23 protein-coding genes are annotated in these 24,462 nt (G+C 66.9%); 11 read left to right on the forward strand and 12 right to left on the reverse strand.

Annotated features, from left to right (window positions below; all coding sequences use genetic code 11):
* Window positions 1-145: 145 nt before the first annotated feature.
* Window positions 146-1,690 (reverse strand): helicase HerA domain-containing protein, encoded by a 1,545-nt coding sequence (locus LG661_RS13960; RefSeq protein WP_230532510.1) that lies wholly within the window; start codon window positions 1,688-1,690, stop codon window positions 146-148.
* A 287-nt stretch (window positions 1,691-1,977) separates the two neighbouring features.
* On the opposite strand from LG661_RS13960, the gene LG661_RS13965 reads away from it, so the two are divergent.
* Window positions 1,978-2,217, forward strand: coding sequence for a hypothetical protein (locus tag LG661_RS13965; RefSeq protein ID WP_230532511.1), 240 nt, complete (start codon window positions 1,978-1,980; stop codon window positions 2,215-2,217).
* Between the two features lie 19 nt (window positions 2,218-2,236).
* Here LG661_RS13965 and LG661_RS13970 read toward each other — a convergent pair whose 3' ends face one another.
* Together LG661_RS13970 and LG661_RS13975 are read right to left on the reverse strand one after the other, a co-directional pair.
* The gene (locus tag LG661_RS13970) at window positions 2,237-2,713 is read right to left on the reverse strand and encodes an AAC(3)-I family aminoglycoside N-acetyltransferase (protein ID WP_230532566.1); all 477 of its coding nucleotides are present in this window, start codon (window positions 2,711-2,713) and stop codon (window positions 2,237-2,239) included.
* 106 nt (window positions 2,714-2,819) lie between these two features.
* Window positions 2,820-4,331 (reverse strand): MDR family MFS transporter, encoded by a 1,512-nt coding sequence (locus LG661_RS13975; RefSeq protein ID WP_407666714.1) that lies wholly within the window; start codon window positions 4,329-4,331, stop codon window positions 2,820-2,822.
* Window positions 4,332-4,503: 172 nt separating this feature from the next.
* Here LG661_RS13975 and LG661_RS13980 point away from each other — a divergent pair, with 172 nt between their 5' ends.
* From LG661_RS13980 to LG661_RS13990, 3 genes are all read left to right on the forward strand, one after another.
* Window positions 4,504-5,697 (forward strand): winged helix-turn-helix domain-containing protein, encoded by a 1,194-nt coding sequence (locus tag LG661_RS13980; protein WP_230532513.1) that lies wholly within the window; start codon window positions 4,504-4,506, stop codon window positions 5,695-5,697.
* Between the two features lie 77 nt (window positions 5,698-5,774).
* Window positions 5,775-6,527, forward strand: a complete 753-nt coding sequence (locus LG661_RS13985; protein ID WP_230532514.1) for a phosphatase PAP2 family protein — start codon at window positions 5,775-5,777, stop codon at window positions 6,525-6,527.
* Window positions 6,524-7,066 carry a regulatory protein RecX gene (locus LG661_RS13990; RefSeq protein ID WP_230532515.1) on the forward strand — a complete coding sequence of 181 codons (543 nt, stop codon included), beginning with the start codon at window positions 6,524-6,526 and terminating at the stop codon, window positions 7,064-7,066. Before LG661_RS13985 ends, LG661_RS13990 begins: the two co-directional genes overlap by 4 nt.
* On the opposite strand, the gene LG661_RS13995 is transcribed toward LG661_RS13990, so the two are convergent.
* A complete protein-coding gene (locus tag LG661_RS13995; RefSeq protein ID WP_230532516.1) occupies window positions 7,063-7,611 on the reverse strand; it encodes a GNAT family N-acetyltransferase in 549 nt (182 codons plus the stop codon). The genes LG661_RS13990 and LG661_RS13995 overlap by 4 nt on opposite strands.
* A 149-nt stretch (window positions 7,612-7,760) precedes the next feature.
* On the opposite strand from LG661_RS13995, the gene LG661_RS14000 reads away from it, so the two are divergent.
* Window positions 7,761-8,183 carry an OsmC family protein gene (locus tag LG661_RS14000; RefSeq protein ID WP_322098872.1) on the forward strand — a complete coding sequence of 141 codons (423 nt, stop codon included), beginning with the start codon at window positions 7,761-7,763 and terminating at the stop codon, window positions 8,181-8,183.
* 63 nt (window positions 8,184-8,246) lie between these two features.
* On the opposite strand, the gene LG661_RS14005 is transcribed toward LG661_RS14000, so the two are convergent.
* From LG661_RS14005 to LG661_RS14015, 3 genes are read right to left on the reverse strand one after another with little or no spacing between them, the layout of a single operon-like run.
* Window positions 8,247-9,227, reverse strand: coding sequence for a TRAP transporter substrate-binding protein (locus tag LG661_RS14005; protein WP_230532517.1), 981 nt, complete (start codon window positions 9,225-9,227; stop codon window positions 8,247-8,249).
* 35 nt (window positions 9,228-9,262) lie between these two features.
* Window positions 9,263-10,579, reverse strand: coding sequence for a TRAP transporter large permease (locus LG661_RS14010; RefSeq protein ID WP_230532518.1), 1,317 nt, complete (start codon window positions 10,577-10,579; stop codon window positions 9,263-9,265).
* 3 nt (window positions 10,580-10,582) lie between these two features.
* Window positions 10,583-11,128, reverse strand: a complete 546-nt coding sequence (locus tag LG661_RS14015; RefSeq protein WP_230532519.1) for a TRAP transporter small permease — start codon at window positions 11,126-11,128, stop codon at window positions 10,583-10,585.
* Window positions 11,129-11,350: 222 nt separating this feature from the next.
* Between LG661_RS14015 and LG661_RS14020 the strand changes: the two genes are divergently transcribed.
* Window positions 11,351-12,565 carry a putative DNA modification/repair radical SAM protein gene (locus LG661_RS14020; RefSeq protein ID WP_230532520.1) on the forward strand — a complete coding sequence of 405 codons (1,215 nt, stop codon included), beginning with the start codon at window positions 11,351-11,353 and terminating at the stop codon, window positions 12,563-12,565.
* A gap of 13 nt (window positions 12,566-12,578) precedes the next feature.
* Window positions 12,579-14,021 (forward strand): UdgX family uracil-DNA binding protein, encoded by a 1,443-nt coding sequence (locus LG661_RS14025; RefSeq protein ID WP_230532521.1) that lies wholly within the window; start codon window positions 12,579-12,581, stop codon window positions 14,019-14,021.
* A gap of 3 nt (window positions 14,022-14,024) precedes the next feature.
* Here LG661_RS14025 and LG661_RS14030 read toward each other — a convergent pair whose 3' ends face one another.
* Window positions 14,025-15,344, reverse strand: coding sequence for a cation:proton antiporter (locus LG661_RS14030; RefSeq protein WP_230532522.1), 1,320 nt, complete (start codon window positions 15,342-15,344; stop codon window positions 14,025-14,027).
* Window positions 15,345-15,482: 138 nt separating this feature from the next.
* Here LG661_RS14030 and LG661_RS14035 point away from each other — a divergent pair, with 138 nt between their 5' ends.
* Window positions 15,483-17,621: a transglycosylase domain-containing protein gene (locus LG661_RS14035; RefSeq protein ID WP_230532523.1), complete on the forward strand. Its 2,139-nt coding sequence runs from the start codon at window positions 15,483-15,485 to the stop codon at window positions 17,619-17,621.
* A 116-nt stretch (window positions 17,622-17,737) separates the two neighbouring features.
* Window positions 17,738-18,076 carry a DUF1330 domain-containing protein gene (locus LG661_RS14040; RefSeq protein ID WP_230532524.1) on the forward strand — a complete coding sequence of 113 codons (339 nt, stop codon included), beginning with the start codon at window positions 17,738-17,740 and terminating at the stop codon, window positions 18,074-18,076.
* 46 nt (window positions 18,077-18,122) lie between these two features.
* Here the strand turns inward: LG661_RS14040 and LG661_RS14045 are convergent, their stop codons facing one another.
* The 3 genes from LG661_RS14045 to LG661_RS14055 all read right to left on the reverse strand — a co-directional run bounded on the left by LG661_RS14045 (window position 18,123) and on the right by LG661_RS14055 (window position 21,587).
* Entirely contained in the window at window positions 18,123-19,316 is a 1,194-nt protein-coding gene (locus LG661_RS14045; RefSeq protein WP_230532525.1) for a multidrug effflux MFS transporter, read from the reverse strand.
* A gap of 188 nt (window positions 19,317-19,504) precedes the next feature.
* Window positions 19,505-20,248: a M48 family metallopeptidase gene (locus tag LG661_RS14050; RefSeq protein WP_230532526.1), complete on the reverse strand. Its 744-nt coding sequence runs from the start codon at window positions 20,246-20,248 to the stop codon at window positions 19,505-19,507.
* Between the two features lie 64 nt (window positions 20,249-20,312).
* Window positions 20,313-21,587: a polyhydroxyalkanoate depolymerase gene (locus LG661_RS14055; RefSeq protein ID WP_230532527.1), complete on the reverse strand. Its 1,275-nt coding sequence runs from the start codon at window positions 21,585-21,587 to the stop codon at window positions 20,313-20,315.
* Between the two features lie 238 nt (window positions 21,588-21,825).
* Here LG661_RS14055 and LG661_RS14060 point away from each other — a divergent pair, with 238 nt between their 5' ends.
* Window positions 21,826-23,229, forward strand: a complete 1,404-nt coding sequence (locus LG661_RS14060; RefSeq protein WP_230532528.1) for an ActS/PrrB/RegB family redox-sensitive histidine kinase — start codon at window positions 21,826-21,828, stop codon at window positions 23,227-23,229.
* A 33-nt stretch (window positions 23,230-23,262) separates the two neighbouring features.
* Entirely contained in the window at window positions 23,263-23,820 is a 558-nt protein-coding gene (locus LG661_RS14065) for an ActR/PrrA/RegA family redox response regulator transcription factor (protein ID WP_230532529.1), read from the forward strand.
* A gap of 122 nt (window positions 23,821-23,942) precedes the next feature.
* Here the strand turns inward: LG661_RS14065 and LG661_RS14070 are convergent, their stop codons facing one another.
* Window positions 23,943-24,440, reverse strand: a complete 498-nt coding sequence (locus LG661_RS14070; RefSeq protein ID WP_230532530.1) for an MmcB family DNA repair protein — start codon at window positions 24,438-24,440, stop codon at window positions 23,943-23,945.
* Window positions 24,441-24,462 lie beyond the last annotated feature (22 nt).

Raw genomic sequence — 24,462 nt, forward strand, 5'->3', positions numbered from 1 at the left:
AAACCTCCGCAACCTGCCCCGGGCCACCCCCCGGGGCAGTGCTGTTGGGCCTGAGCCAATGTTCGTATTCCAGGCTCGTAAGGCGACACACCACAATCCCAAAGTTCATGCACTGGGCCGGGTTGTAGCGTGGAGGGTTCGGCCTTTACCCCATCGCAAACAGGTCCCGCCCCTCGCCCGCGGGCGGTTCCTCGAAGGCGTTCGGGTCGCCCGGGCCGGTTTCCCAGCCGAGATCGGGGAGCGCGATGATGCGCAAGCCGCGCGGGTCGTTGCGGGTCACGACGATGTTGCGGGTTTCCATATAGGCGATGAGGCGCCGCGCCCGGCCCGGCGAGCGGCTGCCGCAGGCCCGCGCGATCTCGCCGTCGGGCGGACAGGGCGCGCCCTCCATCGCTGCGCGGGCGATGAGCAGGTAGACGCCCTGGATGTCCTCCTCCAGATCCGCCGCGAAGGCGACCGCGCGGTCCCATTCGGTGCCCTCGGCCCGGGCCGTGTCGACGCCGGCGCGCGCCACCGCCAGGCGGCGGCGGAAGGCGGGCAGGTTCAGGGGCTTGCCGGAGACGCGGCGGATGCGGCAGCGCACCAGAAAATCCTGATAGAGCACCGCCACCGTACGGAAGGCGGCCTCGGGATCGTCCAGAATCTCGCGCAGGATGGCGTCGAGCGCCGCCTCGCGCTCGGCCTTTGTCTCCTCCGTGACCTCGGGGCCTTGAGGCTCCGGCGCGGCGGCGGCCTTGGTGCGGGCGAGCTGGGCCAGGAGATCGTTGGTGGAGGGCGCGGGCGGCGGAGGGGCGCGGCGCGGCATGGCCGGACGGGCCGCGACCTCGTCCTCGCCCGCCTTGAAGATGAGGTCGCGCGCATCCTCCTTGGGTTGCTCGGGCAGCGGCATGAGCTTGAAGGTGCCCGTGCGGGTGGAGGTTTCCACCGCGCCGATGCGGATGGGGAGCGGGCGGCGCGAGAGCGCGGGCCCGAGGGCTACGAAATGCCCGCGCTCGAGATCGCGGAACATCTCGGCCTGGCGGCGCTCCATGCCCAGAAGGTCGGCGGCGCGGGCCATGTCGATGTCGAGGAAGGTGCGGCCCATGAGGAAATTGGAGGCTTCCGCCGCCACGTTCTTGGCGAGCTTGGCGAGGCGCTGGGTCGCGATGATGCCGGCAAGGCCGCGCTTGCGGCCGCGGCACATGAGGTTCGTCATGGCCCCGAGCGAGACCTTTCGCGCCTCGTCCGAGACCTCGCCCGCGGCGGCAGGCGCAAAGAGCTGCGCCTCGTCCACCACCACGAGCATGGGATACCAGTAGTCGCGGTCGGCGTCGAAGAGGCCGCCGAGGAAGGCCGCCGCGCAGCGCATCTGCGCCTCCGCGTCGAGCCCCTCCAGGCTCAGGACCACCGAGACCCGGTGCTGGCGCACGCGGGCGGCGATGCGCTGGATGTCGCCTTCGGAGCGGGAGGCGTCCACTACCACATGGCCGAACTTGTCGGCCAGCGTGACGAAATCGCCCTCCGGGTCGATCACCGCCTGCTGGACCAGGGACGCGCTCTGCTCGAGAAGGCGGCGCAGGAGATGGGACTTGCCCGAGCCGGAATTGCCCTGGACGAGCAGACGCGTCGCCAGAAGCTCCTCGAGATCGAGCAGAGCCGCCTGTCCTCCGGGGGCGGAGGAGACCACTCCCATGTCGATGCCAGCCTTCATCAGCCTCCCTCATACGGGTTTTCGAACCGGCTAAAGCATCGGACCCAAAAGTGGACTTGCACTTTTGGGATCCCATCCGATGCTTTCTCTTATGATGAGAGCATCGTTGGTGTGCGGAAAACCGGATCCACTTTTCCGCACGATGCTCTAGGCTCCTAACACGGCAAAGCTCGCGAAAGTGCCACGGGCTCCGCAATCCTCCCCGCTATCCCCAGGCATGAAGCCGCAGGAGGGCCGAAACCTGCACATGACCGGAACCGTTGGTAGAGGGCGGAAGGGCAGGAGCGATGCCGCTCGATCTCTTCAAAGGGCGAATCCCCGAGTCCATTCCCGTACCGGCGGGGATCGGGCGGGACCTTGGCCTCGAGGCGGCAGGAAGGCGGCCGGCCACCGAGGAGAACGGCAACGGGGTGATGCTCCCGCCGGCCGGAGCCTCCCGGGCCGAGGCGCTCTTCTCCGCCGTCGGGATCGCCCTGATCGTGGCGATTGTGCTCTCCGCCCTCTGGATCCTGATTCGCAGACGATAAGGCCTGGAGCCCGGCCCCGTCAGTCCCCCCAACGCGGCTCGACCGCAATGTCGAAATGCAGGACCTCCTCGCGGGTGCCGAGCTTTGCGTAGAGCGCAATGGCCGGTTCGTCGCCGTGATCCGCCTGGACATAGACCACCCAGGCGCCGCGCCGGGCGGCGAGCTCGCGCAGGCGCCCGATGAGGGCGGTCGCGACGCCCCGTCGCCGATGCGCCTCGGCCACGGCGAGGTCGTAGATATAGACTTCGCGCCGGGCCCGCTCGAACTTGTCGAGTTCGTAGGCGACGAGCCCGCCCACCACATCCTCGTCCGCCAGAGCGACGAGCGCGACGACATGCTCCTTCGCAAGCAGATCCTTGAGATAGGCGTCGTCCGGCGGCACGGCCCCGTAAGTCTCAGGCTCGGCCAAGGCGTCACCGAACAAGGCATTGAGCCTGCGGAGCAGCGTCACATCCGCGGGAGCGAGGCGGCGGAGCGTCAGGGGCTGCGAGGTCATGGCCGGAATATAGCGCCGCCGCTCCTGTCGTGAACCTGTCCGGGCTCCGTTCGAGGCCCTGGCGCAGTCGGGCATGCGCTTCCGCCAGAGGCTCGACCAACGATTCTCAATCCGCGATGGCCGCCTCCGCGGCCTTCACGGCGCCGCCGCGCAGGGGCCGCTCCTCCATGGCGATGAGGAAGACGAGCGCCAGCCCGAAGCCGAAGGCGGCCGCCGCGAAAACCCAGCGGAAGATGTCGACGAGATCGACGCCGCTCTGGGCTGCGGTCGCCGCCAGGGTCTCGAAGCTTGCAGCCCCGCCCATGCCGGAGCCGCCGAGCACGATGGCTCCGAAGATCGCCACGATGAAGGCGCCGCCGAGGGAGCGGAAGAAATTGGCCGTGCCCGTCGCCGTTCCCAGCTCGTGCAGGGCGACCGCGTTCTGGATCGCCACCGTCGAGACGGGAAGCAGCGTGCCGAGCCCGATGCTGATGACGGCGAGCAGGGCCTCCACGCCCGCAAGGGGCAGCGCCCCGGCGAAGGCGGCGAGCAGCCCCGTCGCGACCATGGCCACGAGCAGCCCTGCGACCGGCAGGGTCTTGTAGTGCTTCACCTTCGCCATGGTGCGGCCCGACAGGGTCGCGCCGCAGACGGTGCCGACCATGAGGGGAATGAGCGCCAGGCCCGATTCGCTGGCCGAGAGCCCGCGCACCGCCTCGAAATAAACCGGCAGGTAGATGGTGAGGCCGATATAGGTGCCCATGCCGAAGCAGGCGGACAGCACCCCCATGCGCACCACCGGGTTGTGCAGCACGCCCGGCGGGATCAGCGGCTCCGGCGCGAGCTTCATACGCATGGCGAAGAAGCCCCAGAGCACGAGCGATGCCGCGCAGAGCCCGAATATCGGCAGCGAGAACCAGGGATAGCGCAGCCCGCCCCAGCTGAGGCCCAGAAGCAGGGAGACGGTTGCGGAGACGAGCAGCAGCGCCCCCAGCAGATCGAGCCGGTGCGGCCGGTCGAAGCGCGGGAGTTTCTTCAGGCCATGAAAGGTGATGAACAGGGCGACGAGGCCCAGCGGCAGGTTGATCCAGAAGATCACCGACCAGTGCAGGTGCTCCGCGAAGAAGCCGCCGAGCACGGGCCCGAGCAGGCTCGAGGCCATGAAGACGCTCGCGAAATAGACCTGGTACTTCGCGCGCTCCCGCGGCGCGACGAGATCGGCCACGATCGTCTGGCCGAGCGCGATGAGCCCGCCGCCGCCGAGCCCCTGCAGGCCGCGGGCCAGGATCAGGATCAGCATGGTCGGCGCGACGGCGCAGGCGATGGAGCCGATGATGAAGATCACGATGCCGATGAGCATGGTGATGCGCCGCCCATGGCTGTCGCTGAACTTGCCGTAGAGCGGCGTCACGGCGGTCGAGGTGAGGAGGTAGACCGTCACCACCCAGGGCAGGTGCTCCAGGTCCCCGAGTTCGCGGCCGATGGTCGGAAGCGCCGTGGCGATGATGGTCTGGTCGAGCGCCGCCAGCAGCATCGCCAGCATGATGCCGATGATGATGTTGCGGATTTCAGCGTGCGTTAAGGCAGGTTTGGAGTCGGCCCGCAGGCTCTCGTTCGTCGACTGATCCATCGCGTCCATCGTGTTCCGGCCCGTCTCATAACGAGCGAGGAGCAACTTTGTCTTGACGCCGGGCGCAGGGCAGCCATGCGCCCGGGTGCGAACGGTACCGCGCTGGGGATGATGATTCCGAAGCGGGTTGCCAGAGGGGGCGATCTGGCGCTAGCTCTTTGTGTTCCGGTATTGTTCACGCATGGCACCCCGCACCAAGCTCTCCCTGCCCCAGGCCCGGCGCATCGCGCTTGCAGCCCAGGGCTTTCATGAAGACCGGCCCGAGGCTCCGACGGCGCGGCACCTGAACCGCGTGCTGCAGCGCTCGCACCTGCTCCAGATCGATTCGGTCAACGTGCTGGTGCGGGCCCATTACATGCCGCTCTTCTCGCGGATCGGGGCCTACGAGCGCGCGCTTCTCGAAAAGAACGCCTATCACCGGCGCAGGCGCAACGCCTTCGAATATTGGGGCCACGAGGCCTCGCTGATCCGCCTCGACCTTCACCCGCTCTTCCGCTGGCGCATGGCGCGCGCGGCCAGGGGCGAGGGCATCTATGGTGGGCTCGCCCGCTTCGGCTCCGAGAAGCGCGCCTTCATCGAGGAGGTGCGCCGGGAGATCGAAACCCGCGGGCCGATGGGCGCGGGCGATCTGTCCTCCGGCGGCAAGGGACAGGGCTCCTGGTGGGGCTGGAGCGACGGTAAGCGGGCGCTCGAATGGCTGTTCTGGGCGGGCGAGGTCACCACCGCCACGCGCCGCGGCTTCGAGCGCATCTACGACCTCCCCGAGCGGGCGCTGCCCTCCGAGATCCTGAACCGGCCGACGCCGCCTGAGGACGAGGCGCAGCGTGAGCTTCTAAGGCTCTCCATCCGTTCCCTGGGCATCGCCAGCGAACGCTGCCTGCGCGACTATTTCCGCCTCGAGGCGGCGGATGCGAAGGCGCGGATTCCCGAATTGGTGGAATCCGGCGACCTCATCCCTGTCGCGGTCGAGGGCTGGAGCGGGCCGGTTTATCTCGACCCCGAGGCCCGCATGCCCCGCCGGGTCGAGGCGCGGGCCCTCGTCTCGCCCTTCGATCCCATCGTCTGGGAGCGCACCCGCACGGAGCGCCTGTTCGACTTCCGCTACCGGATCGAGATCTACACTCCCGCCGAGAAACGGGAATACGGCTATTACTGCCTGCCCTTCCTCCTCGGCGACCGGATCGTCGCGCGGCTCGACCTCAAGGCGGACCGCGCGCAGGATCGCCTTCTCGTCCATTCGATCCACCCGGAGGCCTTCGTGTCTCCCGAGGAGATCGCGCCGGCGCTCGGAGCGGAGCTCCGCCTGATGGCCGAGTGGCTGGGCCTTTCCGACATCGAAGCGCCGAGGGGATGGAGAAAGCGACTGGAGATCTGAGCTCGCATCCGCAACGGGAGATCGATCGGCACCGCCGCTCTCGCCAGACTCGAACCGCTCCTCTATCTCTTGCATCCATGAAAGCTCTCCTCGCCCCCGCCGCCCACCTCTCCCGTCGCCTGCGTCTGAACGAAATCGGCCCGCTGATCTCGGTGGCCGCCTGCGGTTTCTTCGCCTGGGGATTCGTCGAGCTCGCCGATGAGGTCGTGGAGGGGGAGACCCACGCCTTCGACAACGCGATCCTGCTGGCGCTGCGCGACCCGCAGAACCTCGCCGATCCGGTCGGTCCGGGCTGGCTGGAAGAATCGGCGCGCGACATCACGGGACTCGGCGGCTTCGCCGTCCTGGGTATCGTGACGCTCGTGGCGATCACCTATCTCCTCATGGCGAGAAAGCGCGGAGCGGCGCTCCTCGTCACGGTGTCCATCGTCGGCGGAACGATTCTCTCGACGGCGCTGAAGCTCGGCTTCGAGCGCCCGCGCCCGGATCTCGTGCCGCACGGGGCCCAGGTCTACACGGCAAGCTTTCCAAGCGGCCATGCGATGCTCTCCGCCATCACCTTCCTGACCCTGGGAGCCCTGCTGGTCCGCGTCGAGAAGAGCCGGCGCATCAAGGCCTTCATTCTGACTCTCGCCATCATCATGACCCTGCTCGTGGGCTCGAGCCGCGTCTATCTCGGCGTCCACTGGCCGAGCGACGTTCTGGCCGGCTGGTCCGTCGGCGCGGCCTGGGCGGCTTTGTGCTGGTTCGTGGCGCTGCAGCTGCAGCGGAGCGGTCAGGTTGAGAGGCCGGGAGAGACGGTGCTCCCGCACGAACCGGAACAGGCATGACGGACGGAGGCGACGACAGGCCTGTCCGGAAGCCTCCGCGCAAAGTCACGTCCGCCTATCTGCAGCGGGCGGCGCTCGCCTATCTCGAACGCTACGCCTCCTCGGCCGAGAACCTGCGCCGGGTGCTGCGGCGGAAAGTGGACAAGCGCTGCCGCCTGCGCAACGAGGACCCGGCGGAGTTCCACGAGCTGATCGACGAGGTGGTGGCGAAAAGCCTGCGCAGCGGTCTCATCGACGACACCCGCTACGCGCAGGCCCGCATCGCCACCCTGCGCCGCCGGGGCGGCTCGGCCCGGGCCATCCAGGCCAAGCTCTCCGCCAAGGGCGTGGACCGCGCCACCATCGCGGAGGCGCTGGAGGGAGAGGAAGGCGACGAGGAACAGGCCGCCCGCGCCTTCGCCCGCCGTCGCAGGCTCGGCCCCTTCCGGCCCGGCGAGCGCGCGCCCCACCGCGACAAGGATCTGGCGGCCTTGGCCCGCGCGGGCTTCCGCTTCGATGTGGCGCGCAAGATCATCGACGCGGAAGAGGACGAGACCTAGTTCGCATCCCGCACGAACATGATCGTCGGCTGGCCCTTGTAGGTCGTGCGCCGGAACTCCCGGTAGCCGCATTTTTCCGCCACGCGGATCGAGGGCGCGTTCTCCGGCGCGATGATGCAGGCCGTGCGCACGGTGCTGAAATGGCTCTCGCCCCAGGCGACGGCCGCGCGCGCGGCCTCCGTCGCATAGCCCTTGCCATGGCCATGGGGCGCAAGCACCCAGCCGATCTCGGGAACGTCCTTGAGCGAGGGCTCGATGTCCCGCTTGAAATCGGCGAACCCGACCTCGCCGACGAAACGCCCCGTCGCCTTCTCCTCCACGGCCCAGTAGCCGTAGCCGAGGAACGCCCAGTGTCCGGCATAGCGCAGGAGCCGGGACCAGACCTCCTCCTCCGTCGAGGGCTTGCCGCCGATGAACTGCGTCACCTCGGGATTGCCCCACATGGCGGCGCATTCGGGAAAATCGGCGAGCCGGTGGCTGCGCAGCACAAGGCGTTCGGTCTCCAGAACCGGAATGCCTTCGGAGGAAAACAGAGGACTGGTCATCGAAAACCCGGGTTGTGCGGACAGGCTGTCAGGCGGCGCCCCGGAAAGCAAGGTCCGCAGGAAGCGCCGAGCGGGTTTGCACAGGCTGCTCTGGAGCCCGGTGCGGTCCGTCCTATTTGACCCGCAGTCACCACAGCGAGGAGATGATCATGAAGCGCAAGGCAAGGGCCGTCTGGCAGGGCACGGGCAAGGACGGCACGGGGCATCTGACGTCGGATTCCGGGGTCCTGTCGACGACGCCCTACTCCTTCAAGACCCGCTTCGAGAACGAGAAGGGGACGAACCCCGAGGAGCTGATCGCGGCGGCCCATGCAGGCTGCTTCACCATGGCGCTCGCCTTTCAGCTTCAGAATGCCGGCTTCACTCCGACGGAGCTCGCGACCGAGGCCGTCGTGTCCCTGGAGCAGGAGGGCGCAGGCTTCACGATCAAGAGCTCGGCCCTGACGCTCAATGCGAACGTTCCGGGCATCGACCGCGCGAAGTTCGAGGAACTGGCCCGCGCCGCCGAGAAGAACTGCCCGGTTTCGAAAGTGCTCAACGCAGACATCACGATGGACTTCACGCTGGCGTAGCGCTCGCCCGTCATCCCGGACACCGTCGGGCGTCCGGGATGACGGCTTGAGCGAATGCCAGCCTTACATCGACTTCTTATAGGCGTCGACGACGGCCTGGCCGTCGGAGCCGGCCTTCTTCAGCCAGTCGGCCGTGAGCTGCTCGCCGACCTTCTGGAGGCCTGCCTTCAGCTCGGGGCTCGGAGGCTGCACCTTCATGCCGTTAGAGGCCAGCTGCTCCAGGTACCACTTGGTCTTCTCCTGGGCGGTCTGCCAGCCGCGCTCCTCGGCCTCCTTCGCCGCCTTGAGCACAGCCTCCTGGGTCGGCTTGTCGAGGGCGTCGAAAGCGGCCTTGTTCACGAAGGTCATGTTCTTCGGCAGCCAGGCCTGCGTGTCGTAGAAGTTCGAGAGCGATTCCCACACCTTGGCGTCGTAGCCGGTCGCGCCCGAGGTCATGAAGGTCGTGACCGCGCCGGTGGCGAGGGCCTGCGGCAGCTCCGCCGCCTGGACCGTCACCGGCTGCGCGCCGACGAGTTCGGCGATGCGGGCGGTGCCGGGATTGTAGGCGCGCCACTTCACGCCCTTCAGATCCTCGACCTTGTTGATCTCCTGCTTGGAGAAGATGCCCTGCGGCGGCCACGGCACCGCATAGAGAAGCATCAGGCCCTGGCTTGCGAGCTTCTTCTCGACCGCAGGCCTCTGCACGTCCCAGAGCTTCTTCGACTCGTCGAAGGAGGTGGCGAGGAAGGGCACCACGTCGAGGCCGTAGACCGGGTCCTCGTTCTCGTGCAGCGACATCAGCACCTCGCCGGCCTGGGCCTGTCCCGTCTGCACGGCGCGCTTGATCTCCGGCGCCTTGAAGAGGGAGGCGTTTGGGTGGACGGTGATCTGCAGCTTGCCGTTGGTGGCAGCCTCCACGTCCTTGGCGAACTGGCTGATGTTCTCGGTGTGGAAGTTGTCGGACGGATAGGCGGCGGGCAGGTTCCACTTGGTCTGGGCCAGCGCCGGCGCGCTCATGAGCAGTACGCCCGCGAGCGCCAGTCCGTAGCGTGTCGAATGTCTCATTGGTCTTCTCCCTGTTTTGAGTTTTGACGAACTTCCTATTCCGGAAACGCAAGTCTCGGCAGGAACAGCGCGATGTCCGGAAAAGCCGTGATGATGGCGACCGCCGCCACGAGCAGGAAGAAGAACGGCACCGCCGCCTTCGCGACGGCGAAACTGTCCCGCCCGCTCATGTTCTGCAGCACGAAGAGATTGAAACCGACCGGCGGGGTGATCTGCGCCATCTCCACCAGGACGATGAGGAACACGCCGAACCAGATAAGGTCGAAGCCGGCCTGCTTGATCATCGGCAGCACCACCACCGTCGTGAGCACGATCATGGAGATGCCGTCGATGAGGCAGCCCAGGAAGATGTACAAGACGGTGAGCGCCGCGATCAGCACGTAAGGCGAGAGCTGAAGCGTCTCGACCCAGGAGGCGAGCGCCACGGGAATGCCCGTATAGGCCATGGCGGCTGTGGTGAAGGCGGCGCCCGCCAGGATCAGCATAATCGTGGCGGTCAGGCGCGTCGCGCTCAGCAGGCTCTCGCGAAAAGTCTCCCAGGTGAGCGTGCCGGACCACCAGGCGAGAATCAGCGCGCCGGTGACGCCCCAGGCGGCGCATTCGGTCGCCGTCGCCCAGCCGAGCAGCAGGGCCGCGAAGATGAGGAAGATCAGCAGGAGGACCGGCAGGAGCTTCGCCGACTGCCGCAGCTTGAACCCGAGGCTCGTGCGGGGCTCGGGCTTCGGCGACCGGTGCCGGTTGAGAAGCGACCAGACCAGGATGTAGCCGGAATAGAGCGCCATCACGAGAAGGCCGGGCAGGAACCCTGCGAGAAAGACCTGGATCACGGAGACATTCGCCGCGATCGCATAGACCACCATGGGAATGGAGGGCGGGATGAGCAGGCCCAGCGTGCCGGAGCCGGCAAGGCTGCCGAGGCTCATCATGTCGTCGTAGCCGCGTTTTTTAAGCTCCGGCAAGGCGATCTTGCCGATGGTGGCGCAGGTGGCGGCGGACGAGCCGGAGACGGCGGCGAAGACGCCGCAGCCGACCACGTTCACATGGAGCAGCCGGCCGGGCAGCCAGTTGAGCCAGGGGGCCAACCCTAAGAACATCTGCTCGGAGAGGCGCGTGCGGAAGAGGATCTCGCCCATCCAGATGAAGAGCGGAAGCGCGGCGAGCGACCAGGAGGCGGAGCTGGCCCACACGGTCGTCGCGAGAACAGCGCCGACGGGCACGTTCGTGACCAGGACGATGGCAGCGAAGCCTACGATGATGAGCGCGATGCCGATCCAGATTCCGAGCGCCAGGAGAAGGGCGAGAATCCCGAAGAGGATGGCGGCGACGGGGACGAGCCCGATATCGGCGAACATGGTCTAGATCCCGCCCTCGGCTGCACGCTCCACGACCTCGTCGGGCGTGGCGGGTTTCGGCTTTTCGTAGCGGGGCTCGCGGCCTCCGAGGACATGGACGAGTTCGTCCAGGAAGGCGACGGCGAGGATCGTCAGTCCGACGGAATATCCGAGCTGCGGGATCCAGAGCGGCACCGCGACCACGCCCTGCGAAATGTCGTTGAAGCGCCAGCTGTCATAGGTCATGCGCACCGCATGCCAGGCGAAATAGGCGGTCACGGACCCGCCGATCAGGAGGCAGAGGATCTCGACCGCGTGCCTCAGCGCGGCAGGCATCCGGTCGAGCAGGAGGCCGACCCGGATCAGGTCGCCGGACCGGAAGGTGTGGGCGAGCCCGAGGAAGGCGAGAGCCGCCATGGACCAGGCGGCGAAATCGTCGCCCGCGGGAACGTTGATCCCGACCTCTCGCCCGAGCGAGAGGCTCATCATCAGGAGGAAGATCGCGATCAGGAAAATGCCCGCGAGATAGCCGGCAGCGAGGTAGAGCCCGTCGAGCAAAGTTCGGATCATGCGGTCTGGTCGTCGCCTGCGCATCGTGCGCCCGGGTGAGATTACCGCTGCGGCAGGACACGGCAAGGGCCAAGGTGGACCTCCATGCACAAGCTTCCGGCTTTCCTGCCCGAAGCTTGGGCGTTTTCGTACTCTTCATGCGACCTCCCGTCCCTCTCGCGAGCCCTCGCCAGCCAGCACCCTTCGTGCTAGAACAAAAAGCGAACGAATATAGAAAGACCCATGGACGAAAAGCTCTTCAAGAAGCTGCGCATCCTGGCGGACGCGGCCAAGTACGACGCTTCCTGCGCCTCATCCGGCGCGCCGGGGCGCAAGGCCGATGCGGGAGGCCTGGGCTCCACCACGGGAACGGGCATCTGCCACGCCTACACGCCCGATGGGCGCTGCGTGTCGCTGCTCAAGATCCTGCTCACCAATTACTGCCTGTTCGACTGCGCGTATTGCGTGAACCGGCGTTCGTCCAACGTGAAGCGGGCGAAGTTTTCCGTCGACGAAGTGGTCACGCTCACCATCGAGTTCTACAAGCGCAACTATATCGAGGGCCTGTTTCTGTCCTCCGGCATCATCCGCTCGCCGGATTACACGATGGAGCAGATGCTGCTGGTCGCCAAGAAGCTGCGCCGCGACCACGGCTTTCACGGCTATATCCATCTCAAGACGATTCCCGAAGCGAGCCCCTGGCTGATCGAGGAGGCGGGGCTCTGGGCCGACCGTCTCTCCATCAATCTTGAGCTTCCGACGGAACGGAGCCTGGAGCGGCTGGCGCCCGAGAAGGACGGCGCTTCCATTGAGAGCGCGATGGCGCAGATGTCGGAGCGCATCGAGGAGGCTCAGCTTGAGCGCCGCCATTTCTCGCCCGCAGGCCAGACGACGCAGATGATCGTCGGCGCGGACGAGACGACGGACGCGAACGTGCTGCGTACCTCCGCACGTCTTTACGGCCACTATGACATGCGGCGGGTCTATTACTCGGCCTTCAGCCCGATTCCAGATTCCAGCGCCATCCTGCCCCTCAAGGCTCCGCCCTTGCTGCGGGAAAGCAGGCTCTACCAGGCCGACTGGCTGCTGCGCTTCTACGGCTTCAACGTGGACGAGATCGCGTCAGGCGGCGAGAAGGGCATGCTCGACCTCGAGGTCGATCCGAAGCTCGCCTGGGCGCTCAAGAACCGCCACCTGTTTCCCATCGACGTGAACCGCGCCGAACGCGAGATGCTGCTGCGGGTTCCAGGCCTCGGCGCGCGCGCCGTGGACAAGATCGTGGTGGCGCGGCGGCACACCACCTTGCGCCTGGAGGACGTGGCCCGCCTCACCTCGGGCCTCAAGCGCGCGAAGCCCTTCCTTGTCGCCGCCGACCACCACCCGAAGGCCCGGCTCGACCGCCAGGATCTGCGCGAACGGCTGGTTGAGAAGCCGGAGCAGCTGAGCCTGTTCACATGACGGGAGGACATGCATGAATCCCCACCCCATCACCCTTCGCGACGGAGCGGATCTCGACGGCTTTCGCCGGGCGGTGCGGTGGCTGATGGCGGAAGAGCTGGCGCCGCAGCACGTGGTGTGGAGCATCGGCGATGCGCCGGGCCTCTTCGGGGAGGATGCGGTGGGGGAAGCTCCGCCCGTCACCCTGCCCCGTGCGGTGGCGCGGCTGATCGAGCTCGTGGTGTGCCACCGCGATCCCGAGCGCTACGCGCTGCTCTACCAACTCGCCTGGCGCGTGCTGAACGGCGAGCGCGATCTGCTGGAAATTGCGAGCGACCCGCTCGTGCACCGCATCGATTCCATGGCCCGCGCAGTGCGGCGCGACCTGCACAAGATGTACGCCTTCCTGCGCTTCCGCCGGATGAGGGGCGAAGGCTCCGAGCGTTTCGCCGCCTGGTTCGAGCCGGAGCATTTCATCCTTGAAGCGGCGGCTCCGTTCTTCATCGACCGGTTCCGCTCCCTCGACTGGACGATCCTGACGCCCATCGGCTCGATGCGCTGGGACCGCGCGGCGCTCACCTTCGGCCCGCCGGCCCGGCGGGAGGATGCGCCGGAGGGAGACGAATTCGAGGAAGGCTGGCGCGGCTATTACGAGAGCGTGTTCAACCCGGCGCGGGTGAACCCCACGGCCATGCGCGCTGAGATGCCGAAAAAGTACTGGCGCAACATGCCGGAAACCGCCTCCATTCCGGGATTGATCCAAACCGCCGCCCGGCGCGTTGACCGGATGATCGAACAGGAGGCCACCATGCCTGCGAAACGCACGCCCGAACGCGCTCTCGAGGCCATGTGGGATCAGGAGCCGAAGACGCTCGAAGAGCTCAACGCCGTCATCGCGAAGGCCGGGCCGCTCGTGCCCGGCGCGACGCAAGCCGTTTTCGGCGAAGGTCCCGCTCATGCGGAGATCGCCTTTGTCGGCGAGCAGCCCGGCGACCAGGAGGACCGGCAGGGACGGCCTTTCGTCGGGCCTGCGGGCAAGCTCCTGACGAAGGCCATGGAAGAGGTCGGGATCAGCCGCGAGAGGGCCTATCTCACCAATGCGGTGAAGCACTTCAAATTCGAGCAGCGCGGCCACCGGCGCATCCACTCCAAGCCCACCGCCGGCGAGGTGAAGCACTATCGTCCATGGCTGATGAAGGAGCTCGAGCTGGTGCGGCCGAAGCTCGTGGTGGCCCTGGGCGGAACCGCCCTGCTCGCGCTCACCGGCAAGTCGACGCCGATCTCCCGCTCGCGCGGCCTGGCGCGGTTCGGCGACTGGCCGGGCTACATCACCGTCCATCCGTCCTACCTGCTCCGCCTGCCGGACGAGACGACCCGGCGCGAAGCCTACGAAGCCTTCGTGGAAGACCTTCGGCGCATTCACCACATCGCCAAGGCCGATCCGGAAACGGGCGAGCTGCGGCTGGCGGCCGAATAGGCCTCAGACCCGCTCGGGCGGCGATACGGGAGCAGGAGCTTCGGACGAATCGGGATCGGGAGGGCACCACTCGTCGACCGGCTGCCCGCGCTCCTGCCTTTTCCTGTCGAGACGGCGCATGACGGGGGTCACGGTCGTTCCATGGAGGACGATGGAAATCAGCATGATCAGGCCTGCCGTGCTCCAGAGGAGATCGGCCTCATCGAAGGGCGCATGGCCGAGCCCATAGGCGAGGTAATAGGCGGAGCCGAGACCCCGGATGCCGAAGAAGCTGATGACGGCCTTCTCGTCGGAGCGCTGGTGACGGCCGACAAGGCTGAGCCACCCGATCAGGGGCCGCACAAGGAAGATCGCAAGGACAGCGTAAAGGACGACCTCCAAGCTCACGGCCCGCAGGAGACCGCCATCGGCGATGGCGCCTCCGAAGATCACGAGCAGCACCATCATCAGGACCCGCTCCAGCTGCTCGACGAAATCGTGCAGCTTTTCGTGGTACTCGTTGTTGCGCTCCACCGACCTGAGGCCGAGAGCCGCCACGAAGACGGCGAGAAAGCCGTAGCCATGCGCCATCTCGGTCAGTCCATAGGCGAGGCAGGTGATGCCGAGCGCCACGAAGCCGTCGCCGGTGCGGGACAGCTTGGCCCGGTTCGGCAGGCGGAAGGTAAGCCAGCCGAGGATGCGGCCCACGACCCAGCCGACCGCGACGCCCGCTCCCAGCTTCCAGAAGACATCGACCGTCAGCCACTCCACGAACCAGGTCTTACCGGTCTGGGATGCGAGCGCTATGGCGACCGCGAGATTGACGAAGGGAAAGGCGAGCCCGTCATTGAGCCCGGCCTCGGAGGTCAGGGTGAAGCGCACCTCGTCCTCCAGCCCCTCGCCCGGCGGGCCGACCTGGACGTCGCTGGCGAGCACGGGATCGGTGGGCGCGAGGGACGCCGCCAGGAGAATCGCGCCGGCGGCGCCAAGGCCGAGCAGGAAATAGGCGAGCACGGCCAGCACGGCGATGGTGAGCGGCATGGCAAAGCCCAGGAGACGCCACGTCAGCATGCAGCTCACCCAGGCCAGCGGCCGGTCGAGCTTGAGCCCCGCGCCCATGAGCGCGATGATCACTACGAATTCCGTCAGCCGCTCGGTGAGCGCCAGATGCTCCTGGGGATGGGGCGCGACGCCGGGCACGGCGGGGACCGAGAAGATGACGGCTCCCAGCGCGACGCAGAAGATCGGCAGGGTGAGCGGCAGCTCCCGCAGCAGCATGGGAAGCCAAGCCGTCAGCAAGACGACCGCCCCGAAGCCTGCGAGCACGACGATATACGGATCCATAAGGACGCGAACGCGGGGCGGAATCGCCGGTTCCGCCAAGTTACAAGGTTTAACTGCCCCTTAAACCGCCATAATTACAGTGCTTCACAAGCATGATAAGGCTGGAAAAAGCCGGCTGACGAATGCGGGGTTTAAGACGTGGCGAACGGACGTGACCGGCGCAGAGAGCCGGTTTTCGATACGCCCGCCGCCGATGCGGGAGCGCTGGATTTCAGCCTCTCGCCTGAGGATCGGGCAGGGGGCAATATGGGGCGGCGGCGCAGTTCTCGAGGCAGTGGAGACGGAGGATCGCCGCGGCGTTCGCCGCCATCCCGCGGGCGCAAGCGCAAGCAGGGCCGTTCCTTCCTCGGCAAGCTGATCTATGCCGGCGTGGTGCTGGGCCTCTGGGGCGTGATCGCCGTCGGCGGCGTGGTCGCCTATTACGCCTCGCAGCTTCCCCCCATCGACCAGCTCACGGTGCCCAAGCGGCCGCCGAACATCGCGATCCTGGCCAGCGACGGCACGCTCCTCGCCAACCGGGGCGAGACGGGTGGGCGCACGGTCACCCTGAAGGAGCTGCCGCCCTATCTCCCGAGAGCGTTCGTGGCCATCGAGGACCGGCGCTTCTACGACCATTTCGGCATCGACCCGATCGGCATCGCCCGCGCGGTTTACCGCAACCTGAGCAACAGCGGCGGACTGCAGGGCGGCTCGACCCTGACGCAGCAGCTGGCGAAGAACCTCTTCCTGACCCAGGAGCGCACCGCCTCGCGCAAGATCCAGGAGGCGATCCTGGCGCTCTGGCTCGAGCGCAACTACACCAAGGACCAGATTCTCGAGCTTTATCTCAACCGAGTCTATTTCGGCGCCGGCGCCTACGGCGTCGAAGCGGCCGCCCAGCGCTACTACGGCAAGTCGGCCCGCAGCGTCTCGCTCTCGGAAGCCGCCGTTCTCGCGGGCCTCGTCCAGTCCCCGTCGCGTCTCGCACCCAACCGCAATCCGGAGCGCGCGCAGGCGCGGGCGGAACTCGTGATCGCGGCCATGAACGAGCTCGGCTTCATCACGCCGGGCATGACGAAGACCGCCCTCGGCGATCCGGCCGAAGCGGTCCGCCCGAAGGGAGCCGGCTCCGTCAACTACGCCGCCGACTACGTGATGGATGTGCTCGACGATTTCGTCGGCACCATCGAATCGGACATCGTGGTCACCACCACCCTCGAACCGAAAATGCAGGCCGCGGCCGAGCTTGTCCTCGTGGAGGAGCTCAACGCGAAGGGCGAGAAGTTCAACGTGAGCCAGGGCGCCTTCGTCGCCATGCAGCCGGACGGGGCGCTGAAGGCCCTGGTCGGCGGCCGGAACTACGAGGCGAGCCAGTTCAACCGCGCCACCGTCGCCCGCCGTCAGCCGGGCTCGGCCTTCAAGCCCTTCGTCTATCTCGCCGCCATGGAGCGGGGCTACACGCCGAACATGGTCATGGAGGACGCCCCCGTCGCCTATAAGGGCTGGGCTCCCAAGAACTACGACCGCAAGTATCGCGGGGCGATCACCTTGCGGGATTCCCTCGCGCTCTCCCTCAACACCATCGCGGTGAAGCTCAACATGGAGGTGGGGCCGAAGGCCGTGGTGCAGACCGCGCAGCGCCTCGGCATTTCCTCTCCGCTCCAGGCCAACGGCTCGCTTGCCCTCGGCACCTCCGAGGTGACGCCGCTCGAGCTGGTGAGCGCCTATGCGGCCTTCGCCAATGGCGGCATCGGTGTCATTCCCTATGTCATCGAGCAGGTGAAGACCACGGATGGCCAGGTGATCTACCGGCGACAGCACACCGGCGGCCTGGGCCGCGTCATCGACCCGTCTGCGGTCGCGATGATGAACGAGATGATGCACAACGTCTTCGTCATCGGCACCGGGCAGAAGGCGCAGATCCCCGGCTGGCCCATGGCCGGCAAGACCGGAACGACCGACGACTACAAGGACGCCTGGTTCGTGGGCTTCACCGGCAATCTCGTGGCCGGCGTCTGGCTCGGCAACGACGACGGAACGCTGACCAAGCGCGTCACCGGCGGCAATCTGCCCACGGAGGTCTGGCGCAACTTCATGGCGGTGGCCCTGAAGGACAAGCAGCCCGTGCCGCTCCCCGGCCTCGACCGCCTCCGGCCGCCCTCGGACGTGCCCGTGGCGGGCATGGAGAACGATCCGCGCTATGCGAGCGCCGATGCCCGCGAGAGCGCCTGGATCCCGCCGCAGCCCCAGCGCCGCAGCCGCGAGAAGAACTTCCTGGAGCGGCTCTTCGGCCTCTGAGCCCTCTTGCGGAAAAGAGCGGGCGGGGCAGCGCCCGCTTCCATGACCTCCGAGGTTATGGCCAGGGCTCCTCCCGCGCGGCATGCTGGCCCCGTTGTTCAAGCAAGGAGCCTGTCATGACCGCCTATGCCATCGGCCATCTGCACGACGTCGCCATGGGGCCGGAGATCGTTGAATACCTCCGGCGCATCAACGAGACGCTGGAGCCCTTCGGCGGTCGCTTCCTGATCCATGGGGGTCCTGTCGAGGTCCGCGAGGGGACCTGGTCGGGAGACCTGATCGTGATCGCATTTCCCGACCGGGAGAGCGCCCGGGCCTGGTACGATTCCCCCGCCTATCGCCGGATCCTGCCCCTGCGCACCGGGAACTCGCGGGGCGACGTCATCTTCGCCGACGGCGTCTCGGAGGAGCACAGGGCGACGGATATTCTGGCCGGCACACCAGCAGCCGGCTAGAGCGGTTTGCGTTCCGGTGGAATCGCAACCCGCTCTAATCTAGCCCTCAGGCCGGTGCCCGCCGCGCCCGCTCCGTCCCGAGAGACACCGCGAGCGCCAGCACGCCCGTCACGGCAATGGCGGCGGGCAGCGGCAGGGCGGAGCCGCCGAGATTCCGGCCCAGCACGATGCCCAGGATGGCAGCGAAGGTCATCTGGCAGATCCCCAGGAGCGACGACGCCGCGCCCGCCCGGTCCGGGAAGGGCATCAGCGCCGAGGCCATGGATTGCGGCATGGTGAGGCCGACTCCGAGCCCGTAGATCGCCATCGGCCCGGAAATGGCGAGCGAGGACTGCGCTCCGGAGGCCACCAGGACCAGCATCAGGACGCCGCCCGCGGCGAGGCTTGCGACGCCGAAACGGATGGTGTCGTCGAGGTCATAGCGCCCGACGAGGTGCTGCGCCAGATAGGTGCCGCCGATGAAGCCCACCACCACGAAGCTGAAGGAGAAGGCATAGGCGAGTTCGCTCAGGCCGTAGAGGCCCTGGAGCACGAAGGACGAGCCGGAGATGAAGGCGAAGAGACCGCCATAGGCAAGCATGGACAGGCTGACATAGGTCCGGTAGCCCGCATGGCCGAGCAGGGACCTGAACCCCTTGAGAATCGCCACGAAGGAGATCGGCTCCTTCGATTTTCGGCGGATGCTCTCCGGCAGGCGCAGGAACACGGTGGCGGCCAGCGCCAATCCGCACAGGATCATCACCCCGAAGGTCACGCGCCAGCCCGAAACCTGGGCGATCACGCCGCCGAACAGGGGAGCGATGGCGGGAACGACCCCCATGATCGTTCCCATGCGCGACAATTCCTTGCCTGCCCGCGGCCCCTCATAGAAGTCGCGCACGATGGCGCGTCCGAGCACGATGGGACCGGAGGCCCCGAGGGCCTGCAGGAAGCGCGCGCCGATCAGCACCTCGATGGAAGGCGCAAGCGCGCAGGCAAGCGTCGCGAGGACATAGAGGCCGAGCCCGAACAGCAGCACGGGCCTGCGGCCGATCCGGTCCGAAACGGGCCCGTAGAAGAACTGCCCGGCGGCGAAGCCGAGCAGGAAGGCCGAGAGCGTGAGCTGCGCCTGCCCCGTGGTCGCCCCGAACCCTGCCGCGATGGAGGGAAGCGAGGGCAGGTACATGTCCGTCGACAGGGGACCGAGCGCGGTCAGCAGCGCCAGGACGATCGTGAGGGCCAGCGTATCGGGCTTGAGCATCTGTTCGCGACGGGCAGGAATGACGGGACAGGCCGGGAGTAGGCCGAAAAGCCGCGCCTGTCACCCTTCTGCGAGCCCCATCGCTCCCTGTCATTCCCGGCCGGAGCGCAGCGGAGGGGAAGGGAATCGATCCGCGGATCCCCTTCCCGGCTCTTCGAGCCGCCGGGGATGACAAGGAAAAGTTCTTCTCACCCGATCCGGTGCAGGGCGCTGCCGTAGGTCTTGAGCCAGGCCTCCGCCTCTTTCGTGCGCGGGCAGAGCTGGTGGGTGAGCTTCCAGAAGCGGTGGGAATGGTTGAGCTCGCGCAGATGCGCGACCTCGTGGGCGGCGAGGTAATCCAGCACGAAGGGCGGGGCCATGATGAGCCGCCAGGAGAAGTTGAGCGCCCCGGTGGCCGAACAGGAGCCCCAACGGCTCTTGGTGTCGCGCACGGTGATTCGCTTCGCGGTCACGCCGAGCTGGGCCGTATGGCGCTTCACGGCGGCAGCGAAGTCGCGCTTTGCTTCCGCCTCCAGGAAATCCTGGACCCGCCGGGCCACATGGGCGGGTTCGCCCGCCACCGCGATGATCGGCTCGCCCGCGCTGTTGCGGGTGGCCTGGGTCACGCCGCGGATGGAGGACCAATGGACGATCCGGTGGAGCACGCCCCGCAGCGGCACGACGGAGCCGGGCTCGAAGAGCACCCGTTGGGGCACCTTGGCGATTCGGCTGGCGATCCACTGGCTGTGGCTGTCGGCGAATTTCTGGGCGAGGCCCACATCCGTCCGCTCGGGGATGGTGAGAACGACTTCGCCGGTCGCGTTCGAGACGCGCAGCGTGATCCGCTTCGCCGTGGGACGACGCTTCAGGGCCACCTTGAAGGCATGGCCCTGGTGGAAAACCTTGAGATGGGGAGGATCCGCGGGAACGCGGCGGAACAGAGCGGATTTCATGTCCGCAATCTGCCCCGCCGGACGAATTTTGTCAGCGCAGCCGTTTGCCGCTGGCGAGAACCTATCAGGAACGAAGTTCGGCTCTTGACGGCTTCTTCCGGGTTGGTTCTCGCTCGTAATTCTCAATGAATTCAACGATTCGAGGAGCGATTTCAGCCCTGAAACGAGAGCCGTTGAAGACGCCATAGTGACCGACCCCAGGCTGCAGGTGGTAGAGCTTCTTGGTCGAGGGCAGATTGGGGGTCAAGTCCAGGGCGGCCTTGGTCTGGCCCACGCCCGAGATGTCGTCCCGTTCGCCTTCGATGGCCATGATGGCGCAGCGCCGGATCGCAGCAAGGTCCACCGGCTCGTTCCGGTGCATCATCTCGCCCTTCGGCAGTTCGTGCTTCACGAAGACCGTGTCGACCGTCTGGAGGTAATATTCCGCGGTCAGGTCCATGACGGCCAGATACTCGTCGTAGAAATCCCGGTGCTTCTCGGCCGAATCGCCGTCCCCTTCCACGAGATGGTTGAACATCTCCCAATGGGCGTTCATGTGGCGGTCGAGATTCATGGCCATGAAGCCGGAGAGCTGCAGGAAGCCAGGGTAAACGTCGCGCCAGAAGCCGGGATTGCCCGGGGGGACCTTGGCGATGCAGTGCTGCCGGAACCACTCGATGCCGCGCTTTTCAGCCAGCTCGTTGACGGCGGTGGGCGAACGGCGCGTGTCGATGGGGCCGCCCATGAGGATCATGGAGCGGGGCGTGGCCGGGTCGTTCTCAGCCTCCATCCGGGCGACGGCGGCGATGACCGGGACCGCCGGCTGGCACACGGCCATCACATGCAGGTCCGGCCCGAAGGCCCGGAACATGTCCCTCAGGTAGTCGATATAGTCGTCCAGGTCGAAGCGGCCCTCGGCGAGGGGCACCAGCCGGGCATCCACCCAGTCGGTGATCATGACCTGGTGGGTGGGCAGGAAGGTCTCGACCGTGCCGCGCAGCAGCGTGGCGTAATGGCCGGACATGGGCGCCACAATGAGGAGCTTCGGCTGGGCCTCGGCGCGGGGATGGTCCCTGTCGAAGGCGATCACGTCGCAGAACGACCGCGACCAGACGATCCGTTCGGTGACCGCCACCTCCTCCGCGCCGATCACGGTGGTGCCGAGACCGAAAACGGGTTTGCCGTAGCGGCGGGTGGTGCGCTCGAAAAGCTCGCAGGCCGCCGTGACCGTCCTGCCATAGGCGGTATCGGTGAGAGGATTGCCAGGATCTTCAAAGAAGAGCTTTGTAATATCGGAGGCCGCGCGAGCGGGGCTCAACAGCCAATGCGCGGTCTCATACCAGTAATAAGAAAGGTTCATTCGAATCCCCAAGAGGCCGGGTGCCTGGTTTCTCGCACGATGCGGTAGGCTTATCCTCAACCGTAATTTTAAGATTAAAGTTCCTGCTGCTGAAAGCAATGCCCCCAGCACTTAAGTCTGACATTCGGGCGCCGTAATCCCCTCTTTCGCGCCTTTGAACCCCGGAATGGGAATTTCGACTTACACCGGGCTGTATCCCGTTGCTTGGCGAACGGGGGGAGAACCCTATTCTGTTCCCATGGCAGAGATCGAACCGAAGCGCCTGACCCACAATGCCCGGCAACTGCGCCTCGACACCCTGGTCCGGCTGCGCTGGCTGGCCATCTCCGGGCAGGCAGCGGCCGTCACGGGCGTCCGATTCGGCCTCGGCTTCGAATTGCCCTTCGCCCTGTGCTTCCTAGTGATCGCGGCCTCCGCCTGGGTCAATCTGGTCCTGCGCGTCCAGTATCCCGCAAGCCACCGGCTCAGCGACAACGCCGCCACCGCTCTGCTCGCCTTCGACATCCTTCAGCTGGCGGCGCTCCTCTACCTCACGGGCGGGCTCGAGAACCCCTTCTCCATGCTCTTCCTTGCCCCCGTCCTGATCTCGGCGACGGCGCTGACGCCGGAGCGGACCCTGGGGCTCGGCCTTCTTGCCGTCGGGTCCGCCACCATGCTGGTCCTGGCGCACCGCCCCCTGCCGTGGTTTCCCGGCCAGACCTTCAGCCTGCCCTTCCTCTACGTGTCGGGCATCTGGACGGCGATCCTGCTGGGGACGACCTTCACCGGCATCTATGCCTGGCGCGTGGCGGAGGAGGCGCGCCAGCTCGCCCAGGCGCTTGCGGCCACCGAGCTGGTGCTCGCCCGCGAACAGCACCTGACCCAGCTCGACGGACTTGCCGCAGCCGCCGCCCACGAGCTGGGAACTCCGCTCGCCACCATCGCCCTCGTGACCAAGGAGCTGGGCCATTCCATGCCCAAGGACGGCCCCGTGGCGGAGGATATCCGGCTCCTGCAGGAGCAGGTGGAGCGCTGCCGGACGATCCTGACCAAGCTCACATCCATGGGCGAGGAGGACGAGGCGGCCTTCCTCGAGACGATTTCCTTAAGCCATCTGGTGGAGGAGATCGTCGAGCCGCAGAGGGCGGTCGGCTTCGACATCCGCGTCCTCGCCTCCGGCGAGGGCCCGGAGCCGATGGGACGGCGCAATCCGGGCGTGGTCTACGGGCTCTCCAACATTCTCGACAACGCGACGGACTTCGCCGAGAGCCAAGTCACCATCGAGGCCTGCTGGTCTCCTCACGAGGTTTTCATCGAGATCCGCGATGACGGTCCGGGCTACGCGCCCGATATCCTGCTCAGGGTCGGGGAGCCCTACGTGACGACGCGCAGCGCCGCCGAGCGGACGGAGGACAGCGAGGAAGGCGGAGGATTGGGCCTGGGCCTGTTCATCGCCAAGACCCTGATCGAAAGATCGGGGGCTCATCTCACCCTCACCAACGCCGCTCCGCCCGCGACGGGCGCCGTCGCACGGATCGTTTGGGCGCGTCATGCGTTTGAACGGGGTGCGGCAATTTCGCCGCAGGGAGGCTCGCCCAGGCCTCTCAAAGAACATAGCAAGAATTCCCATATGAAGAATGGGCCGATGGGGCCCGCTTCATAAGGAGTCTTCTCGCCAATGGAGGGAGATGTTCTGATGGCCGATGCGCCTGTGGCGTTCGAAGATCGGGCCGACAAGAGCCTCTTGATCGTGGACGACGACCGACCTTTTTCGACCCGTCTCGCGCGCGCCATGGAATCGCGTGGCTATCAGGTTCGTGTGGCTGAAAGCGTAGCCGATGGCATCGCCGCCATCGAAAGCGAGCCGCCGGCTTTCGCGGTGATCGACATGCGCCTCGGCGACGGCAACGGGCTCGATGTGATCGAGCGCCTGAAGAATCGCCGTCCGGAAGCCCGCGGCGTCATTCTCACCGGCTACGGCAACATCGCCACCGCCGTCACCGCGGTGAAGATGGGCGCGTTCGACTATCTCGCGAAACCCGCGGATGCGGACGAGATCCACGCCGCGCTCATGGCGCAGCCCGGCGAGCGCGCCCTGCCGCCGGAAAACCCCATGTCGGCGGACCGCGTGCGCTGGGAGCATATCCAGCGGGTCTATGAACTGTGCGGCCGCAACGTCTCCGAGACCGCACGCCGCCTCAACATGCACCGCCGCACCTTGCAGCGGATCCTGGCCAAGCGCGCCCCGCGCTGATTCTCGCCACTCGTTATTCCCGGCCGGAGCGGAGGGGGAATCCAGTCTGACGCGCTGCGTCACGGGTTCAACCGTTCTGCGTCTCGCGCCGGGGATGATGCCGTCCGCTTTTTCCCGAAGAACTACAGTCGCCCGTCCGGAACGCCGTCGGGGTCGCTGAGCGCGTGAAGCGCCGAGGCTGCGGCCTGGGCGAAGCGCAGGGTCACGGCCTTTCGGCGCGCGCCTGCGAGCGGATGGCGCAGGGATTCGCGCATGATCGCCGCGCCGAACGAATCCGCGACGATGAGGCCACGATCCTCGGGGAGGATGTCGAAAGGCACCGTCTCCGGCACGGCGAAATAGAACCGGTCGCAGAAATCCTCGTAATCGGGCCATTTCCGGTCGGCCCGGAAATCCGCCACGCTCGACTTGATCTCGATGATCGTGAGCACGCCGTCCGGCGCGAGCGCGATGATGTCGGCGCGCCGCCCGTTGGCGAGGGTGAATTCCGGCAGCGTCGCGTGGCCGAGCTGCGCGAAGAGGCGGCGAACGCCGCGCTGGATTCCGGCGGCGACCGGCGACTGGCGCCCGTCGGGCGGCAGGATCGAAGGGGAGCGGCGAAGGGCAGGCGAATCGGACATGAACCCCAGACTAGCCGCCACG

This window comes from Microvirga roseola (assembly GCF_020866965.1).
Lineage (GTDB): Bacteria > Pseudomonadota > Alphaproteobacteria > Rhizobiales > Beijerinckiaceae > Microvirga > Microvirga roseola.

What these genes read in the sequence shown, in the direction of transcription:
- LG661_RS13960 (WP_230532510.1), bottom strand. Translation starts at nt 1,690, where the DNA reads ATGAAGGCTGGCATCGACATGGGAGTGGTCTCCTCCGCCCCCGGAGGA.
- LG661_RS13965 (WP_230532511.1), top strand. Translation starts at nt 1,978, where the DNA reads ATGCCGCTCGATCTCTTCAAAGGGCGAATCCCCGAGTCCATTCCCGTA.
- LG661_RS13970 (WP_230532566.1), bottom strand. Translation starts at nt 2,713, where the DNA reads ATGACCTCGCAGCCCCTGACGCTCCGCCGCCTCGCTCCCGCGGATGTG.
- LG661_RS13975 (WP_407666714.1), bottom strand. Translation starts at nt 4,331, where the DNA reads ATGGACGCGATGGATCAGTCGACGAACGAGAGCCTGCGGGCCGACTCC.
- LG661_RS13980 (WP_230532513.1), top strand. Translation starts at nt 4,504, where the DNA reads ATGGCACCCCGCACCAAGCTCTCCCTGCCCCAGGCCCGGCGCATCGCG.
- LG661_RS13985 (WP_230532514.1), top strand. Translation starts at nt 5,775, where the DNA reads ATGAAAGCTCTCCTCGCCCCCGCCGCCCACCTCTCCCGTCGCCTGCGT.
- LG661_RS13990 (WP_230532515.1), top strand. Translation starts at nt 6,524, where the DNA reads ATGACGGACGGAGGCGACGACAGGCCTGTCCGGAAGCCTCCGCGCAAA.
- LG661_RS13995 (WP_230532516.1), bottom strand. Translation starts at nt 7,611, where the DNA reads ATGACCAGTCCTCTGTTTTCCTCCGAAGGCATTCCGGTTCTGGAGACC.
- LG661_RS14000 (WP_322098872.1), top strand. Translation starts at nt 7,761, where the DNA reads ATGAAGCGCAAGGCAAGGGCCGTCTGGCAGGGCACGGGCAAGGACGGC.
- LG661_RS14005 (WP_230532517.1), bottom strand. Translation starts at nt 9,227, where the DNA reads ATGAGACATTCGACACGCTACGGACTGGCGCTCGCGGGCGTACTGCTC.
- LG661_RS14010 (WP_230532518.1), bottom strand. Translation starts at nt 10,579, where the DNA reads ATGTTCGCCGATATCGGGCTCGTCCCCGTCGCCGCCATCCTCTTCGGG.
- LG661_RS14015 (WP_230532519.1), bottom strand. Translation starts at nt 11,128, where the DNA reads ATGATCCGAACTTTGCTCGACGGGCTCTACCTCGCTGCCGGCTATCTC.
- LG661_RS14020 (WP_230532520.1), top strand. Translation starts at nt 11,351, where the DNA reads ATGGACGAAAAGCTCTTCAAGAAGCTGCGCATCCTGGCGGACGCGGCC.
- LG661_RS14025 (WP_230532521.1), top strand. Translation starts at nt 12,579, where the DNA reads ATGAATCCCCACCCCATCACCCTTCGCGACGGAGCGGATCTCGACGGC.
- LG661_RS14030 (WP_230532522.1), bottom strand. Translation starts at nt 15,344, where the DNA reads ATGGATCCGTATATCGTCGTGCTCGCAGGCTTCGGGGCGGTCGTCTTG.
- LG661_RS14040 (WP_230532524.1), top strand. Translation starts at nt 17,738, where the DNA reads ATGACCGCCTATGCCATCGGCCATCTGCACGACGTCGCCATGGGGCCG.
- LG661_RS14045 (WP_230532525.1), bottom strand. Translation starts at nt 19,316, where the DNA reads ATGCTCAAGCCCGATACGCTGGCCCTCACGATCGTCCTGGCGCTGCTG.
- LG661_RS14050 (WP_230532526.1), bottom strand. Translation starts at nt 20,248, where the DNA reads ATGAAATCCGCTCTGTTCCGCCGCGTTCCCGCGGATCCTCCCCATCTC.
- LG661_RS14055 (WP_230532527.1), bottom strand. Translation starts at nt 21,587, where the DNA reads ATGAACCTTTCTTATTACTGGTATGAGACCGCGCATTGGCTGTTGAGC.
- LG661_RS14060 (WP_230532528.1), top strand. Translation starts at nt 21,826, where the DNA reads ATGGCAGAGATCGAACCGAAGCGCCTGACCCACAATGCCCGGCAACTG.
- LG661_RS14065 (WP_230532529.1), top strand. Translation starts at nt 23,263, where the DNA reads ATGGCCGATGCGCCTGTGGCGTTCGAAGATCGGGCCGACAAGAGCCTC.
- LG661_RS14070 (WP_230532530.1), bottom strand. Translation starts at nt 24,440, where the DNA reads ATGTCCGATTCGCCTGCCCTTCGCCGCTCCCCTTCGATCCTGCCGCCC.